Source organism: Photobacterium sp. SKA34 (assembly GCF_000153325.1).
Taxonomy (GTDB): Bacteria; Pseudomonadota; Gammaproteobacteria; order Enterobacterales; family Vibrionaceae; genus Photobacterium.
In genome coordinates this window covers 302476-319491 of the sequence record NZ_CH724145.1, presented here as the reverse complement: position 1 = coordinate 319491, position 17016 = coordinate 302476, and the positions used below count along the sequence as shown (strand labels likewise).

Annotated in this window: 11 protein-coding genes and 1 pseudogene; 9 read left to right on the top strand and 3 right to left on the bottom strand. The window is 42.3% G+C overall.

The genetic code is table 11. The features are described 5' to 3' along the window. Positions 1-12: 12 nt before the first annotated feature. Together aceF and lpdA are read left to right on the top strand one after the other, a co-directional pair. Positions 13-1908 carry a pyruvate dehydrogenase complex dihydrolipoyllysine-residue acetyltransferase gene (gene aceF / locus SKA34_RS20040; RefSeq protein WP_006647309.1) on the top strand — a complete coding sequence of 632 codons (1896 nt, stop codon included), beginning with the start codon at positions 13-15 and terminating at the stop codon, positions 1906-1908. A gap of 195 nt (positions 1909-2103) precedes the next feature. After that, complete coding sequence (lpdA, locus tag SKA34_RS20035) at positions 2104-3534, top strand: dihydrolipoyl dehydrogenase (RefSeq protein ID WP_006647308.1); 1431 nt, start codon at positions 2104-2106, stop codon at positions 3532-3534. An 85-nt stretch (positions 3535-3619) separates the two neighbouring features. On the opposite strand, the pseudogene SKA34_RS20030 reads toward lpdA, so the two are convergent. Beyond that, positions 3620-5539: pseudogene (locus SKA34_RS20030) on the bottom strand (methyl-accepting chemotaxis protein). Between the two features lie 445 nt (positions 5540-5984). Between SKA34_RS20030 and acnB the strand changes: the two are divergent. Beyond that, positions 5985-8582 carry a bifunctional aconitate hydratase 2/2-methylisocitrate dehydratase gene (acnB, locus tag SKA34_RS20025; protein WP_006647305.1) on the top strand — a complete coding sequence of 866 codons (2598 nt, stop codon included), beginning with the start codon at positions 5985-5987 and terminating at the stop codon, positions 8580-8582. Between the two features lie 78 nt (positions 8583-8660). On the opposite strand, the gene SKA34_RS20020 is transcribed toward acnB, so the two are convergent. Next, positions 8661-9797, bottom strand: a complete 1137-nt coding sequence (locus SKA34_RS20020; protein ID WP_006647304.1) for a glycerate kinase — start codon at positions 9795-9797, stop codon at positions 8661-8663. Positions 9798-9991: 194 nt separating this feature from the next. On the opposite strand from SKA34_RS20020, the gene SKA34_RS20015 reads away from it, so the two are divergent. The 6 genes from SKA34_RS20015 (at position 9992) to SKA34_RS19990 (ending at position 16211) form a co-directional block, all read left to right on the top strand. After that, complete coding sequence (locus SKA34_RS20015) at positions 9992-10360, top strand: YacL family protein (RefSeq protein ID WP_006647303.1); 369 nt, start codon at positions 9992-9994, stop codon at positions 10358-10360. 211 nt (positions 10361-10571) lie between these two features. Next, positions 10572-10910, top strand: a complete 339-nt coding sequence (locus SKA34_RS20010) for a P-II family nitrogen regulator (protein WP_005371288.1) — start codon at positions 10572-10574, stop codon at positions 10908-10910. A gap of 50 nt (positions 10911-10960) precedes the next feature. Continuing rightward, entirely contained in the window at positions 10961-12190 is a 1230-nt protein-coding gene (locus SKA34_RS20005; RefSeq protein WP_006647302.1) for an ammonium transporter, read from the top strand. A 175-nt stretch (positions 12191-12365) separates the two neighbouring features. Beyond that, complete coding sequence (locus SKA34_RS20000) at positions 12366-13379, top strand: Fe(3+) ABC transporter substrate-binding protein (RefSeq protein ID WP_006647301.1); 1014 nt, start codon at positions 12366-12368, stop codon at positions 13377-13379. Between the two features lie 166 nt (positions 13380-13545). Beyond that, the gene (locus SKA34_RS19995; RefSeq protein WP_006647300.1) at positions 13546-15174 is read left to right on the top strand and encodes an iron ABC transporter permease; all 1629 of its coding nucleotides are present in this window, start codon (positions 13546-13548) and stop codon (positions 15172-15174) included. Next, positions 15174-16211 (top strand): ABC transporter ATP-binding protein, encoded by a 1038-nt coding sequence (locus tag SKA34_RS19990; protein WP_006647299.1) that lies wholly within the window; start codon positions 15174-15176, stop codon positions 16209-16211. The genes SKA34_RS19995 and SKA34_RS19990 overlap by 1 nt, the downstream gene beginning before the upstream one ends. Before the next feature lie 82 nt (positions 16212-16293). Here the strand turns inward: SKA34_RS19990 and SKA34_RS19985 are convergent, their stop codons facing one another. Beyond that, the gene (locus SKA34_RS19985) at positions 16294-16902 is read right to left on the bottom strand and encodes a TetR/AcrR family transcriptional regulator (protein ID WP_006647298.1); all 609 of its coding nucleotides are present in this window, start codon (positions 16900-16902) and stop codon (positions 16294-16296) included. Positions 16903-17016 lie beyond the last annotated feature (114 nt).

The following is a 17016-nucleotide window of genomic DNA, read 5'->3' as shown; positions in this document are numbered from 1 at the left end:
GGCAAATTAAAAATGGCAATCGAAATTAATGTACCAGACATCGGTGCGGATGAGGTTGAAGTAACTGAGATTCTTGTTAGCGTTGGCGACAAGGTTGAAGAAGAGCAATCACTGATCACTGTTGAAGGTGATAAAGCTTCAATGGAAGTTCCTGCTTCTCAATCGGGTATCGTTAAAGAAATCAAAGTTGCTGAAGGCGACACGGTTTCTACTGGTTCTCTAATCATGATTTTCGAAGCCGAGAGTGCAGCTGACGCTGCACCTGCTCCTGTGGCTGAAGCAGCGACTGCTGCTCCAGCTCCAGCAGCAGCGGCTGAACTGAAAGAAGTTCATGTTCCAGATATCGGTGGTGATGAAGTTGAATGTACTGAAATCATGGTATCTGTTGGCGATACAGTAGAAGAAGAGCAATCTCTAATTACTGTTGAAGGTGACAAGGCTTCTATGGAAGTCCCTGCGCCATTCGCTGGTACTGTTAAAGAAATCAAAATTGTAGAAGGCGACAAGGTTTCTACTGGTTCTTTAATCATGGTATTTGAAGTAGCAAGTTCTGGCTCTGCACCTGCAGCACCTGTAGCTCAAGCGGCAGCGCCTGCTCCAGCAGCACCTGCGGCATCTGCAGCGAAAGAAGTTAACGTTCCAGATATCGGTGGCGACGAAGTAGAAGTTACTGAAATCATGGTATCTGTTGGCGATACAGTGGAAGAAGAGCAATCTCTCATCACTGTTGAAGGTGACAAGGCTTCAATGGAAGTTCCTGCACCATTCTCTGGTACTGTTAAAGAAATCAAAATTGTAGAAGGCGACAAGGTTTCTACTGGTTCTTTAATCATGGTATTTGAAGTTGCTGGTGCAGCACCAGCAGCGGCTCCTGTAGCTCAAGCGGCAGCGCCTGCACCTACAGCAGCACCTGCGGCGGCTCCAGCAAAAGCTGAAGCGTCTGCTGCAACAGGTGATTTCGTTGAAAACAACGAATACGCACACGCATCACCAGTTGTTCGTCGTCTAGCTCGTGAGTTCGGTGTTAACCTTGCGAAAGTGAAAGGTACTGGCCGTAAGAACCGCGTTCTTAAAGAAGACGTACAAAACTTCGTTAAAGATGCACTTAAGCGTCTTGAATCTGGTGCAGCAGCTTCTGCATCAGGTAAAGGCGACGGCGCAGCTCTTGGTCTACTACCTTGGCCGAAGATTGACTTCAGCAAGTTTGGTGAAACTGAAGTTAAGCCACTTTCTCGCATTAAGAAGATCTCTGGTGCTAACCTACACCGTAACTGGGTAATGATCCCTCACGTTACACAGTGGGATAATGCAGATATCACAGCACTTGAAGCATTCCGTAAAGAGCAGAATGCTATCGAAGCGAAGAAAGATACTGGCATGAAGATCACGCCACTTGTGTTCATCATGAAAGCGGCTGCTAAAGCACTTGAAGCATTCCCTTCATTTAACTCTTCTCTATCTGACGATGGCGAGAGTTTGATCCTGAAGAAATACGTGAACATCGGTATCGCAGTCGATACGCCAAACGGCCTAGTTGTTCCTGTATTTAAAGATGTGAACAAGAAAGGTATCTACGAGCTTTCAGAAGAGCTAATGGCTATTTCTAAGAAAGCACGTGCTGGTAAGCTAACTGCATCTGATATGCAAGGTGGCTGTTTCACTATCTCAAGCCTTGGTGGCTTAGGTGGTACTGCATTCACACCAATCGTGAACGCACCAGAAGTAGGTATCTTAGGTGTATCTAAGTCTGAAATGAAACCAGTATGGAACGGTAAAGAGTTCGAACCGCGTCTACAACTTCCACTATCACTATCATACGATCACCGTGTGATTGATGGTGCTGAAGGTGCGCGCTTCATCACTTACCTAAATGGCTGTCTATCAGACATCCGTCGTTTAGTACTTTAAGGTTTCACATCCACAACGCCATGCCTACAACGCGTAGGCATGGAATTGTTGTGTAGCTCACAGGCTTCGGTAATTTATTTTTCACTCTGTTAACAGGTCTGTAGACTTGTTGCCCATCTGAAAGATAAACGTATACAAATACGTAAAAGTTACCTGATAGCTTGTTAGGGATATAAGACTTACAACGAGGTCATAATGAGTAAAGAAATTAAAGCCCAGGTAGTGGTGTTGGGTTCAGGCCCTGCTGGTTACTCTGCTGCATTCCGTTGCGCTGACTTAGGTCTAGATACGGTTCTAATTGAAAAATTCAACACACTAGGTGGTGTATGTCTTAACGTGGGTTGTATCCCATCAAAAGCATTACTTCACGTAGCAAAAGTTATCGAAGAAGCAAAAGCAATGGCTGAGCACGGCATTGTTTTTGGCGAGCCACAAACTGACATCAATAAAGTTCGTCTGTGGAAAGATAAAGTAATTACTCAGTTAACTGGCGGTCTTGGCGGTATGGCTAAGATGCGTAAAGTAAATGTTGTTAATGGTTACGGTAAATTTACTGGTCCTAACAGCATTGTTGTTGAAGGCGCTGATGGCCCAACAACGGTTAACTTTGATAACGCGATTATCGCGGCGGGCTCTCGCCCAATCGAACTACCATTCATCCCGCATGAAGACCCACGTATTTGGGATTCAACAGATGCGCTAGAGCTTAAAGAAGTACCTGAGAAGTTACTTGTTATGGGCGGCGGTATCATCGGTCTTGAAATGGGTACGGTTTACCACGCGCTAGGTTCTCAAATCGACGTCGTTGAGATGTTCGATCAAGTGATCCCTGCTGCGGATAAAGATATCGTTAAAGTATTTACTAAGCGTATCGCGAAGAAATTCAACCTGATGCTTGAAACGAAAGTAACAGCTGTTGAAGCAAAAGAAGACGGTATTTATGTAACGATGGAAGGCAAAAAAGCACCTGCTGAGCCTGTTCGTTACGATGCTGTTCTTGTTGCTATCGGTCGTGTGCCAAACGGTAAACTAATTGACGCTGAAAAAGCGGGTATCAATGTTGATGAGCGTGGCTTTATTAACGTTGATAAGCAAATGCGTACTAACGTTGCTCACATTCACGCGATTGGTGATGTTGTTGGTCAACCAATGTTGGCGCACAAAGGTGTGCATGAAGGTCACGTAGCGGCTGAAGTTATTTCTGGTAAGAAGCACTACTTCGATCCTAAAGTTATTCCTTCAATTGCGTACACTGAGCCAGAAGTTGCGTGGGTTGGTAAGACTGAGAAAGAAGCGAAAGCGGAAGGTATCAACTACGAAGTTGCTACATTCCCATGGGCGGCCTCAGGTCGTGCTATCGCATCTGATTGTGCTGACGGTATGACGAAGATGATCTTCGACAAAGACACGCACCGTGTGATCGGTGGTGCTATCGTAGGTACTAACGGTGGTGAACTACTAGGTGAAATCGGTCTAGCGATCGAGATGGGTTGTGATGCTGAAGATATCGCATTAACTATCCACGCTCACCCAACACTACACGAATCAGTGGGTCTTGCCGCTGAAGTATTTGAAGGCTCTATCACTGACCTTCCAAATGCAAAAGCTGTGAAGCGTAAGAAGTAATTACTACTTGTTATGATAATAAAAAAGCGCCCAAGGGCGCTTTTTTGTTGTCTGCCGTTTAGCAGTACTAACATTCAATTTAAGGTTACAACTTAAACGTACCGACCATGTCATCAAGACGTTGTGATAGTTGACGTAATGCTTGGCTGGAATCTGCTAATTGCGCCGCTGTTTCTGCGGTTAGCTGTGTCGTTTCATTAATCTCTTCAATATTACAATTAATATCTTGTACCACGGTTGATTGCTCTTCTGTCGCGGTAGCTACTTGGGTATTCATATCGGCAATTAGACTAATACGCTCAGAAATCGACACCAAAGCAACAGATGCTTGATCTGAGGCTGATACACCATTTTCAGACAGTTGACGACTTTGCTCCATCGCGACCACAGCATTGAATGCTTCTTGTTGTAAGCGGTTGATCATTGTTTGGATCTCGTCGGTAGAATCGGCAGTACGACTAGCAAGGTTACGCACTTCATCGGCTACGACCGCAAAGCCTCGTCCTTGCTCGCCAGCACGCGCGGCTTCAATAGCTGCATTAAGAGCAAGTAGGTTAGTTTGCTCTGAGATCCCACGGATCACATCTAAAATACTACCAATCGACTGGGTATTACTTGCTAGTGAGTCAATGACATCGCTGACTTGGCTAATATCCGATGACAGTTGATTGATAGTATTACGCGCTTCACCAACAACTAGCTGACCATCATGGGTTTGTTGCTCTGCTTGTTGCGTAGATTCAGCAGCTAATGCGGCGTTACTGGCGATTTCATTAACCGTAGCGCCCATTTCATTAATTGCTGCGACAACTTGAAGGGTTCTATCACGTTGGCTATGACTATTATCCAGTGTGAGTTGAGCTTGATGGGCGACAGATTCTGCTGCTTGGCGCAGTGAATTTCCGGTTTCTGCTACTTCTGTTACTGAGTGGTGGATTTTACCAATGAAGCCATTAAACCCTGATGATAATTGTGCAATCTCATCATTTCCTTCCACTGTTAAGCGGTGACGTAAATTGCCGTCACCTTCACCCAGATCTTTAAACATTGAAGCGAGTTGTTGAATAGGGCGCGTAATGCTACTGGCGAGGAAAATCGCAACAACAATGAAAATGGCAGCAATCAGACAGGTAAAGAGAATCACTTGATTACGAATAGTAGTAAGCGCGGCAAACGCTTCTTGTTTTGGTAGTTCACCAATCACGTACCAATCCATCGCAGGAATATAGCTAGCCGCTAAGAACACATCTTTTTGATCACTGCTTGCTTATACCACGCTAAAGCTTTGTTTATTTAATAATTTTGATGCGATGTTGGAATCAAACAGTGTAGAGATTGAGTTGTGATTTAGCATCTTTTTATTATCGCGGTGGATCTTAACTGTCCCTTTGCTATCGACTAAATACACAAACCCTGTTTGTTTTATTTTAAATTGGCTAATGAAGTTCGCCATCTCATCCAGTGACTTAGACAGCCCTGCTAATGTGTCACCATTGGACTGTTGATAGTTAAAAAACAGCTTAACCTCGCCATTATTCTCACGAAAAATGCTTAAGCTACGAGCTTGATTACTGCGCACAGCATCAAAAAACCAACTATCCTGTTGAGGTGTTAACTGACGAAGAAAGCCATTTTGATTCCAATAGTCACCGTTATTTCGATCAGCAATAGAGACATCAAGTAGGTTGTATTGGTTCTTTATATTTTGTAGTTCTTGAACCAAACGAGTCTTGTCTTGTGGTGCTTTGTTATCTAATACGCTATCGACAACATAGCTGTTATTGGCCAGTTGTTCTGCAGCGGATTGAAGTTGGATAACTTCTTTTTCTACATTATTACGAATTTGTAGCAAAATCGCGGGTAATTCGAGATCTAAAATACGGTTGGTAATCGCAGTACGAACTTGGTTTTGGCTGAGTACACTGACGAGAGTGGTAGAGGCAATAACAGCCATCGTTATCGCGATGATCAGTTTAGATTTGATACTTAAATGTTTGTAATTCATAAAACGGCTTATATTTATGAGCAAATGAACAGACCATGCACAACGTGACAACGCAATACTGATCAATGAAATGAAAACACGCCGTTATGTATCTGCAATTTTGTTACAAAACTTTAGTGATTTATGTCACTTAATATGACCTGTAGCTAAAAACGAGAAAATAAAACCAATATGAAATAAGCGACTTTTATTTTATGCGTTATAAATATTGAGGATCGCTTTACACATTATGAACAAGAATTTTCCTAAAATGTGAATGTTGTAAAAAAGCAGTAGTTTTTAAGTTTAAGTTAACAATGGTATGATGTTTACACAGATTTGGTCTCTACTAAATGAATTTTGCTCAGAAGGTATTTAGCAAAACAAGATTGATAATAATCCAGAGATCATCCACTTCCAAGGATGTCTAGTCACTAGAGCTAGGCCGTAATATGAGGAATATGTCGTGCTTGAAGCCTACCGTAAACACGTCGAAGAGCGTGCTGCTGAAGGGGTTGTTGCCAAACCATTGGATGCTGAACAGGTTGCCGCTCTTGTTGAGTTACTAAAAAATCCGCCAGCAGGCGAAGAAAGTGTTCTGCTGGATCTACTAGAAAATCGTATTCCCCCTGGCGTTGATGAAGCCGCATATGTAAAAGCAGGTTTCCTTTCAGCTATCACAAGAGGTGAAGCGCAATCACCTATAGTGAGTAAAGTAAAAGCTGCAGAGTTACTCGGTACAATGCAAGGTGGTTACAACATTGAGCCATTAATTGCGTTACTTGATGACGCTGATCTTGCTCCGATTGCTTTTAAAACATTGTCACATACATTATTAATGTTTGATGCTTTCTATGATGTAGAAGAAAAAGCGAAATCGGGAAATACTTTTGCGCAGCAAGTTCTACAATCATGGGCTGATGCTGAGTGGTTCCTATCTAAACCCGCATTGGCTGAAAAAATCACGCTGACTGTATTTAAAGTCACTGGTGAAACTAATACCGATGATCTGTCACCAGCACCTGATGCGTGGTCTCGTCCCGATATTCCACTTCACGCACTTGCGATGCTGAAAAACGAACGTGAAGGTATCGTGCCTGATCAACAAGGTTCTGTTGGTCCGATTAAGCAAATCGAAGCGTTAAAAGAAAAAGGTCACCAACTTGTTTATGTTGGTGATGTTGTTGGTACCGGGTCTTCTCGTAAGTCTGCGACTAACTCTGTGCTTTGGTTCATGGGTGATGATATCCCTTATGTACCAAATAAGCGTGCAGGTGGTTATGTCTTAGGTGGTAAGATTGCTCCAATCTTCTTTAATACTATGGAAGATGCTGGCGCATTGCCAATTGAAGTTGATGTGACTCAGCTTGAAATGGGCGATGTGATTGATGTGTACCCATTCAAAGGTGAAGTTCGTCGTCATGATAGCGATGAGTTAGTTTCTACCTTTGAGCTAAAAACAGATGTACTGATTGATGAAGTACGTGCAGGTGGCCGTATTCCATTGATCATCGGTCGCGGATTAACTGATCGTGCTCGTCAAGCGTTAGGCTTAGCATCATCAGATGTTTTCCGTCGCCCAGTGGCTGTTGAAGATAACGGTAAAGGTTATACCTTAGCGCAGAAGATGGTAGGTAAAGCATGTGGTGTTGAAGGCGTTCGCCCTGGCACTTATTGTGAGCCTAAGATGACGACAGTAGGTTCGCAAGATACTACTGGTCCTATGACCCGTGATGAGCTAAAAGACCTAGCGTGTCTTGGTTTCTCAGCAGAACTTACGATGCAGTCTTTCTGTCACACCTCTGCTTATCCAAAACCAATTGATGTTAATACTCACCATACATTACCTGATTTTATCATGAACCGTGGCGGTGTATCACTGCGCCCTGGTGATGGTGTTATTCACTCATGGCTAAACCGTATGCTACTACCTGATACTGTCGGTACAGGTGGTGACTCACATACGCGTTTCCCATTAGGTATTTCATTCCCAGCAGGCTCTGGTCTTGTTGCCTTTGCTGCTGCGACAGGTGTGATGCCATTGGATATGCCTGAATCAATTTTGGTTCGCTTTAAAGGTGAGATGCAAGAAGGTATTACGCTACGTGATCTTGTGCATGCGATCCCTTATTACGCGATTCAGCAAGGTCTACTGACGGTTGAGAAAGCGGGTAAGATCAACGAATTCTCTGGCCGAGTACTGGAGATCGAAGGTGTTGAACACCTAACAGTTGAGCAAGCATTTGAGCTGTCTGATGCATCAGCAGAGCGGAGTGCGGCAGGCTGTACGGTTAAGCTTTCTCAAGAGTCGATTGCAGAATACTTAAACTCAAATATCGTGATGCTTAAGTGGATGATTTCTGAAGGTTACGGGGATCGTCGTACCATTGAGCGTCGTATTACCGCGATGGAAGAGTGGTTAGCAAATCCAGAGCTAATGACTGCAGATAATGATGCTGAATACGCACACGTGATTGATATTGACTTGGCAGACATTAATCAGCCAATTCTATGTGCGCCAAATGATCCTGATGATGCGCGTTTACTGTCTGACGTCCAAGGTACACAAATCGATGAAGTGTTTATCGGTTCATGTATGACGAACATTGGCCACTTCCGTGCAGCAGGTAAACTGCTAGAAAAATTCGGTGGTCAGCTAGATACACGTTTGTGGGTTGCACCACCAACCAAGATGGATAAAGATCAGCTAACTGAAGAAGGTTACTACGGAATCTTTGGTCGTGCAGGGGTTCGTATTGAAACGCCGGGATGTTCACTGTGTATGGGTAACCAAGCACGTGTTGCAGACAAAGCGACAGTGATGTCGACCTCAACCCGTAACTTCCCTAACCGTTTAGGTACTGGTGCAAATGTTTACCTCTCTTCAGCAGAACTTGCTGCGGTAGGTGCTATTTTAGGTCGTATTCCAACTAAAGAAGAATACCTAGAATACGCGAAACAAATTGATGCAACGGCGGCAGATACATACCGTTACTTAAACTTCCATCGTATGGAAGATTACACGAAGAAAGCGGATGATGTGATCATTCAAAAACCAGCTTAATCATTGTGCTGAGTTTTGATTAAATAATAAAAAACGCCTCGAATGTTCGAGGCGTTTTTGTTTGTACGAGAAAAGTTTTTATTCACGAGTTATTGCGTAAATCGCAGCCACATTACGTGCTGTAAGCTCAACGTTAATTGCAGCTTCTACTAGCGCTTCAGCCAAACTAACCGAGCGTGGTACGACACTGAATACGGCATCAATACCGTGGTCATACACCACATCACAGTCGTAAGATAGACACCCAGCAATACCTATGACAATTTTGTTGAAACGTTTTGCTGTGCGTGCGACCCCAATTGGAGTTTTACCATGAATAGTTTGGCTATCAATGCGACCTTCACCAGTAATCACTAAATCAGCGTCTTTTAATACGTCAGCTAAATTGACCGCATCCATGACTATTTCTATTCCTGAACGTAACTGTGCGTTAAAGAGTCCAAGCAAAGCTGCTCCCATACCGCCAGCAGCACCCGCACCAGCCCTATTTTTTATATCTATTCCTAAATCACGTTTTATGATCTTGGCATAATAGGCAAGGTTGTTATCAAGCTGATCAACCATCTCAGGAGTTGCGCCTTTCTGAGGGCCGAAGATTCGTGATGCGCCTTTCTCGCCACACAGTGGATTATCGACATCACACGCAACGTCTAATTTTACCTTAGTAAGGCGAGGGTCGATGTTACTGATATCAATATGGTGCAAGCGATCTAATGCGCCACCGCCGAAGCAAATGTGGTTGTTGTTTTCATCCAGTAGACGTACACCCAACGCTTGTGCCATACCGGCACCACCGTCGTTAGTTGCGCTCCCGCCAATACCAATAATGATGTGCTCTACACCTTTGTCTAATGCGGCGATAATTAATTCACCAGTACCAAAGCTGGTGGTCATCATTGGGTTGCGTTGCTCAGAGCTAACAAGATATAAACCAGATGCCGCCGCCATTTCGATAATGGCGGTTTTGTTATCACCCATTAAACCGAAAAAGCTACTTACCTGTTCGCCTAAAGGCCCTGTTACTGTGCACTCAATAATGCGACCACTGCTAGCATCTACCATTGATTGCACTGTGCCTTCACCGCCATCAGCCATGGGAAGTTTAATGTATTCTGCGTTTGGTAATACTTGGCGAAAACCGTTTTCAATCGCGGTAGCCACTTCCATTGCCGTCAGGCTTTCTTTGTAAGAATCAGGAGCAATAACAATTTTCATAATAATGAGCTCTAAACGAAGAGAAGGAATACGATTATTTTTGCCATGGTTACGTTATTGTGTAGCACGATTTGCGTCTACTTGTGGTATTGAGTTGCATTTCTTGAGTAGATCCTGACAATGGGCGGCAAGCGTATGGGCTGTATTTTATCAGTTTATTAAAGCAAAAAGATCATCTATGAGGAACGAAAGGTATGGACTACGAATTTAAAAAAAATACCTTGGACGGTACTTATCACGCTATTTTTTCTATGGGTCATGAAGTATTGGGTCGTTGGATCATTGAAGAAATAGGTAAGGATACCGAGAAGCTCGATCTCATCATGGATCAACTTAGTGCAATTAAAAACAGCAGCCAAGAGTGGCGTTTAGTAGGTGAAGAATTAACCCTATTATTGCAAGATAATGAAGCCTTAGTTCAAGCTAACTGTTTGTTTTCAGAAGAAGAGGAAGACTTTGAAGAAGATTTTCATTTCTATGATGAAGAAAGTCTTTCTGTTTGTGGATTTGAAGATCTTGAGCAAGTGTTAGAAGGTTGGCGTACTTTTATTGCTCGTTTTTAATTTTCTTATCGAGTTTTAAAAATAGAATTGATTTGAGGCGTTTTTATGCTTCATGTTAGTGAGAAGGCTGCACTGTGATGGTGCAGCCTTTTTTCGTTAAATTTCTTCAAATATCTTAAGTTATTGAATTTTAATGTAAATGAAAGTTGGCACAATGCTTGTTTGTTAAGTAACTGTAAACATCAAGGATTGGGTATTTGAGGAGCAAGCAATGAAGATAATTAACGCCATTATTAAGCCATTTAAATTAGACGACGTACGTGAAGCATTAGCCGATGTCGGTGTAGAAGGTATGACTGTCTCGGAAGTCAAAGGATTTGGCCGACAGAAAGGGCATACAGAGCTTTACCGTGGTGCTGAATATCAGGTTGATTTTTTACCTAAGGTGAAAATTGAAATTGCGACACAAGCTCAGAATTTAGATGCCATTGTTGAAGCCATCGGCAAAGCCGCACAAACCGGGAAAATCGGTGACGGCAAAATTTTTGTTTACGATCTTGAACACGCAGTACGAATTCGTACCGGTGAAGTGGACACAGAAGCACTGTAGTTCACAACAATAAAAGAATTGATGAATTGGGTTATTAGGGGAAGACGACCATGGAATTATCAACAACAGTAATAGAATTACGTTATGCGTTAGACACATTTTTCTTTTTGATCTCTGGCGCATTAGTGATGTGGATGGCGGCAGGTTTTGCGATGTTAGAAGCAGGCCTTGTTCGTTCGAAAAACACTACTGAAATTTTAACTAAAAATATTTGTTTGTATGCTATCGCTTGTACCATGTACCTACTGGTTGGTTACAACATCATGTATGTCGATAACAGTGCGGGTGGTTGGTTACCCTCGTTTGGAGCATTAATTGGAACGCAAGCTGAAGGCGCTGATCACTCTTTAGAATCTGACTTCTTTTTCCAAGTTGTCTTCGTTGCGACTGCGATGTCTGTTGTTTCTGGTGCAGTAGCTGAACGTATGAAGCTATGGTCATTCTTAATCTTTTCTGTAGTGCTAACTGCGGTTATTTATCCTGTAGAAGGTTACTGGACATGGGGTGGTGGTTTCCTATCAGAAGCTGGCTTTAGTGACTTTGCAGGTTCAGGTATTGTACACATGGCAGGTGCATCAGCAGCACTAGCGGGTGTAATACTGCTAGGAGCACGTAAAGGTAAATATGGTAAAAATGGCGAGATTTACCCAATTCCAGGTTCTAACATGCCACTTGCAACATTAGGTACATTTATTCTGTGGTTCGGTTGGTTTGGTTTCAACGGTGGTTCACAGTTAATGGTATCTGACTTTGAAAACGCAACAGCTGTTGGTCAAATATTCCTAAATACTAATGCCGCAGCCGCTGCTGGTGCCATTGCAGCACTAGCAGTATGTAAAACAACATGGGGTAAAGCTGATTTAACTATGGTGTTAAACGGCGCGTTAGCTGGTCTTGTGGCTATCACGGCAGATCCATTATCACCATCACCTGTTGCAGCTGTAATTATTGGTGTGGTTGCTGGTGCATTAGTTGTGTTTAGTATTATTGTACTTGATAAAGTGAAGATTGATGATCCAGTAGGTGCTATTTCAGTACACGGTGTATGTGGTTTATTTGGTCTAATGGTTGTGCCATTTAGTAATGCAGATGCAAGCTTTATGACTCAGTTATTTGGCGCTGCAGTTATCTTCGGTTGGGTGTTTGCAGCAAGTTTAGCTGTATGGGGTGTACTAAAAGCCACGATTGGTATTCGCGTAACAGAAGAAGAAGAATTGGAAGGTATGGATTCACATGACTGTGGTGTTGATGCTTACCCAGAATTTGTTAGCGTAAAATAAAATATAAGTAATTAATTACTTTATAGATGAAAAATCGTCACCTAGGAATAGGTGGCGAGTTTTATTTTTGATTGTAATAAATTGTAACTACTGGATTGCGAAGGTAAGTGTTTTACGTATAATGAATCTTATTGAGAAACATTATCATTACATTTTGTGTTTAAGGGAATAATCAATGAAAAAGCTTTTAGCTTCAGCAATCCTTATGGGTTTAGCCGCTCCTCAAGTTGCTACTGCAGCTGAAGAGGTTAATGTTTATTCATACCGCCAACCTTTCCTAGTTGAGCCTATGTTTAACGAATTCACTAAAGAAACTGGCATTAAAGTTAATGTGAAGTTTGCTAAAAAAGGTCTTGCAGAAAAGCTTGAGCAAGAAGGTGAATACAGCCCTGCTGATGTTGTACTAACAACTGATATTAGCCGTCTGGTAGAGCTATCTGATAAGAAATTAGTTCAGCCAGTGGATAGCAAACTGATTGATGGTAATGTTCCTGCACAGTTTCGTGATAACGAAGATGAGTGGTTTGCTCTAACATTGCGTTCTCGTAACGTTTACTCATCAAAAGATCGTGTAGGTAAATTACCGGCTTCTTTTGATTACGCAGATTTAGCCAAGCCTGAGTGGAAAGGTAAAATTTGTACACGTTCAGGTAAGCACCCTTACAACGTTTCACTTGTTTCATCAATGATCGCTCACTATGGTGAAGCGGAAACGAAAAAGTGGCTTGAAGGTGTGAAAGCCAACCTTGCTCGTAAACCTCAAGGTAACGACCGCGCACAAGTTCAAGCTGTGAAAGAAGGCCTATGTGATCTAGCGATTGGTAACAGCTACTACCTAGGTAAAATGGTTAACGATGAAAACCAAAAAGCATGGGCTGAAGCGGTTTACATTAACTTCCCTGGTCAAGAAGGTAATGGTACGCACGTTAACGTAAGTGGTATGGCAATGGCGAAATACGCGCCAAACCAAGTTAATGCACTTAAGTTAATGGAATTCTTAACCTCAGATAAAGCACAAGAAATGTACGCTGAAGTGAACTATGAGTACCCAGTTAAAGAGGGTGTGAAGCGTTCAGAGCTAGTTGCATCTTGGGGTGATTTTAAAGCTGATGATGTATCACTAGACAAGATTGCACAGTACCACAATGCAGCAACAAAACTGCTGGATGAAGTGAAGTTTGATCTGTAATTAGTTACAAAATAAATGGGGTGCTAAGCCCTATTTTTGCATCATGCTTGGTAAATTTTGCAATAAGTTGTGGTAGTTTCCTCTTCCCATTACTAGGGAATGTCGATGCTTAATCTTGCCGTTTTTTCTTATGGTGGATATATTGGAAAATACTAAGTAGTAGTCAATGAAAGAAAAGTTTTTGTTCTGGAAAGCCGGTAGTTGGACCTTTGCTCTGCTACTGGTTTTTCCTATTCTGGCAATATTTTTTACCGCAATGGGCAATTCAGATGAGGTGTTTGGTCACCTAATGAATACGGTGATGCCTACCTATGCCTTTAATACTGTTGCTTTAGTTTTTGGCACGGTACTGTTATCTCTGTGCTTCGGCCTTCCTACTGCTTGGTTAATGGCAATGTGCCGTTTACCAACCGAAAAAACACTTCAATGGGCACTTGTTTTACCTTTAGCCATGCCCGGCTATATTGTTGGTTATCTCTATACGAATTGGTTTGACTACGCTGGCCCAATTCAGATTTTTTTACGCAGTATGTTCGGCTGGCAGCATGTTGGTGACTATTGGTTTCCTGATCTTCGCTCATTAGGCGGGGCATGTTTTGTTTTAGCCTTAGTGCTTTATCCTTATATTTATCTTCTCGTTCGTGCTGCTTTTATGGAGCAGAGTGTCAGCTTATTGCAATCAGCACGTTTGCTTCGTTGCACACCTTGGGAAAGTTTCCGTCGTATTTCACTGCCGTTAGCACGTCCAGCTATTGCTGTTGGTGTGTCGCTTGTGGCAATGGAAGCATTAGGGGATTTTGGTACGGTTAGTTACTTTGCCGTTAATACGCTAACGACAGCGGTTTATGATACGTGGCTAGGTTATTCTAATCTTTATGCTGCCGCGAAAATCTCAGCCATCATGTTGCTTGTTATTTTCTTTTTGATCAGTAGTGAGCGCTTCAGTCGTCGTAAACAAAAGATGTTTCAACATCAATGTGATAACGATGGAGATGTTAAGTACAACTTAAGAGGATGGAAAAAGTGGCTAGCACTTGTATGGTGTTGGGGGCTTGTTGGCTGTGCTTTTATTTTTCCGCTGCTACAACTGGGCTATTACGCCGTTGAGTATTTTAGCCAAAGTTGGACACCTGAATTTAAACAATACAGCGTAAATAGCTTATTTGTCTCGATTACTGCTGCTGTTATAGCGGTAATGTTAGGGCTTTTGGTTAACTTTTATCGACGCCTTGATGGTAATGGTTTTAGCCAAATGCCAATCCGTTTATCGTCATTAGGCTATGCGGTACCGGGTACTGTGTTAGCGATAGGAGTGATGATCCCACTAACCAGTGCAGATCATCTGGTGAATGATATTGCGATTAGCTTAGGGCTAGGTCGCCCGGGATTAATTTTCTCAGGTACGATATTCGCGATTATTTTTGCCTTTGTGGTCCGTTTTGCTGCCGTTGCGATTGGTAGCATTGAAACAAGCTTAACCAAAGTATCGCCATCATTAGATATGGCGTCGAAAACCATGGGCTATGCCTCAACGGCGATGTTGAGAAAAGTTCATCTGCCGTTAATACGTCGTGGTTGTTTAATTGCTGGATTATTGGTGTTTATTGAGTCAATGAAAGAGCTCAATGCAGCCTTACTTCTGCGGCCATTTAATTTTGAAACCTTAGCGACTTATGTATTTAATTTTGCGTCAGATGAACAGCTTGAGTTAGCTGCATTACCGGCTATTTTGCTGGTGGTTGTGGGCTTAATTCCTTTGGTATTGGTTAACCGATCTTTGGAGCAAAAGAACTAATGAAATATGCATTATCAGTCAGCGGCTTAACTTGTAGTTACCATGGTCAGGCCGTGTTGCAAGACTTATCGTTAGCGGTTAATTCAGGTGAGATCGTTTGTTTGTTAGGCGCAAGTGGTTGCGGTAAAACAACGTTGTTAAAAGCGATTGCAGGATTGCTCCCCTTGGAACAAGGTTTAATGTCGATTAATGGCCGGACAATTGTTGATGAGCAGCAATGGTTACCACCAGAGAAACGTAATATTGGGATGATTTTCCAAGATTATGCATTGTTCCCGCATTTAACCGTGGCGCAAAATATAGCCTTTGGCTTACGCCATTGGGATAAAGCCCGTACAGCAGCCAAGATCCAAGAAATGTTAACCTTGGTGCATTTAACGGGGTTAGAGGATCGTTATCCACACCAATTATCAGGAGGGCAACAGCAACGTGTCGCGATTGCTCGTGCACTGGCGTGTGAGCCTGATTTGATCTTATTGGATGAGCCGTTCTCAAACATAGATACTCAGGTACGACATAGTTTGATTCGTGATATTCGAAAAATCTTTAAAGCGCAGGGAGTGACAGCGATCTTTGTTACCCATAGCCGTGAAGAAGCTTTCGCCTTTGCTGATAAAATGGCGGTTATGAATCATGGAGTGATAGAACAATTTGGTAGTGCTACGGAGTTGTATTATCAGCCAAGTAGTCGATTTGTTGCAGATTTCCTCGGCACCGGGTCTTACCTCCCAGCTACGGTAAAAAATCAAACGCGTTTGTTGACACCCTTAGGTGAGTTAGCGTTAGCGTCTAATGAAACGTTACTTGATGAGACGTCAGTTGACTGGCTTTTAAGGCCACAAAACTTGCGTGTCATGTTACAAAATGATGGTGATGGTGAGATTATCGAACAACAATTCATGGGAGATAGCTGTCGTTATACGGTTGATTTTTCAGGTTATAAATTGATTGTTAATTCAAACTTATTGATGAATGTTGGAGATCGTGTTGTGGTTGAAGTTGAACCCCATTTACCTGTGGTATTTGCGGTTGCATAGCTATTTGCAAAAAGATCGTTGTTCTCAATTTCGCTAATAATAAAGCCTGCATTATGCAGGCTTTATTATTTATGCACTTGAATTAGCGATTTAAAGCTAATGCTTCAAGATAGATTTCAGCTTGCTCTTGAAGTGCCGTTTGATCCGGCAGTAAATTAGCTTGGATATAAATGACATAACAAATACCGTGTAATAATTTTGCTAAATCATCGGCTTTTTGTGCGGTAGTAATTTCGCCGTTATCAATAGCTTGGGCAAATGCGTCACGTACTTTATGAAGGTTGTTACGGTTAGTTTCAACAAATTGTGGCCATACTTCATCGCGTACAGAAGTACTCCATTCAAACCATACTTTAATCCAATCTTGTTGGTCTAAAACCGTATCGATAAGATTGTGACTAATGCAGGTTAAACGAGCATGAAGTGTCTTGTTTTTATCGCCCAGACATTCTTCTAGTAATGCACTAAACTCGTTTTCAACCTCAACGAGAACTTGTTCAACTAGCGCCTCACGGGTTGGAAAGTAATTAAATACAGTTGCAACAGAAACGTTTGCCATTTCAGCTATATCAGCATGTCCTGCACGGCCAATACCTCTTCTGGCAAATACTTCTAATGAGTAATCAAGAAGTTGCTGTCTTCTTTTTTCAGGTGAAAGACGAGTACGGGTTTTTTTTGTAATCGTATCCATAATTAATAATCCCTAGCCTAAGTATAATAACTGTTTATGCATCTGTTTTAATAAGGCTAGGTTACATAATAAACAACTGTTCGGCAAATATAACTAATCTAAAGTGTTTCGGAT

Excerpts from the sequence above, each read along its gene's own strand:
- aceF (WP_006647309.1), top strand. The coding sequence starts at position 13 with ATGGCAATCGAAATTAATGTACCAGACATCGGTGCGGATGAGGTTGAA.
- lpdA (WP_006647308.1), top strand. The coding sequence starts at position 2,104 with ATGAGTAAAGAAATTAAAGCCCAGGTAGTGGTGTTGGGTTCAGGCCCT.
- SKA34_RS20020 (WP_006647304.1), bottom strand. The coding sequence starts at position 9,797 with ATGAAAATTGTTATTGCTCCTGATTCTTACAAAGAAAGCCTGACGGCA.
- SKA34_RS20015 (WP_006647303.1), top strand. The coding sequence starts at position 9,992 with ATGGACTACGAATTTAAAAAAAATACCTTGGACGGTACTTATCACGCT.
- SKA34_RS20010 (WP_005371288.1), top strand. The coding sequence starts at position 10,572 with ATGAAGATAATTAACGCCATTATTAAGCCATTTAAATTAGACGACGTA.
- SKA34_RS20005 (WP_006647302.1), top strand. The coding sequence starts at position 10,961 with ATGGAATTATCAACAACAGTAATAGAATTACGTTATGCGTTAGACACA.
- SKA34_RS20000 (WP_006647301.1), top strand. The coding sequence starts at position 12,366 with ATGAAAAAGCTTTTAGCTTCAGCAATCCTTATGGGTTTAGCCGCTCCT.
- SKA34_RS19995 (WP_006647300.1), top strand. The coding sequence starts at position 13,546 with ATGAAAGAAAAGTTTTTGTTCTGGAAAGCCGGTAGTTGGACCTTTGCT.
- SKA34_RS19990 (WP_006647299.1), top strand. The coding sequence starts at position 15,174 with ATGAAATATGCATTATCAGTCAGCGGCTTAACTTGTAGTTACCATGGT.
- SKA34_RS19985 (WP_006647298.1), bottom strand. The coding sequence starts at position 16,902 with ATGGATACGATTACAAAAAAAACCCGTACTCGTCTTTCACCTGAAAAA.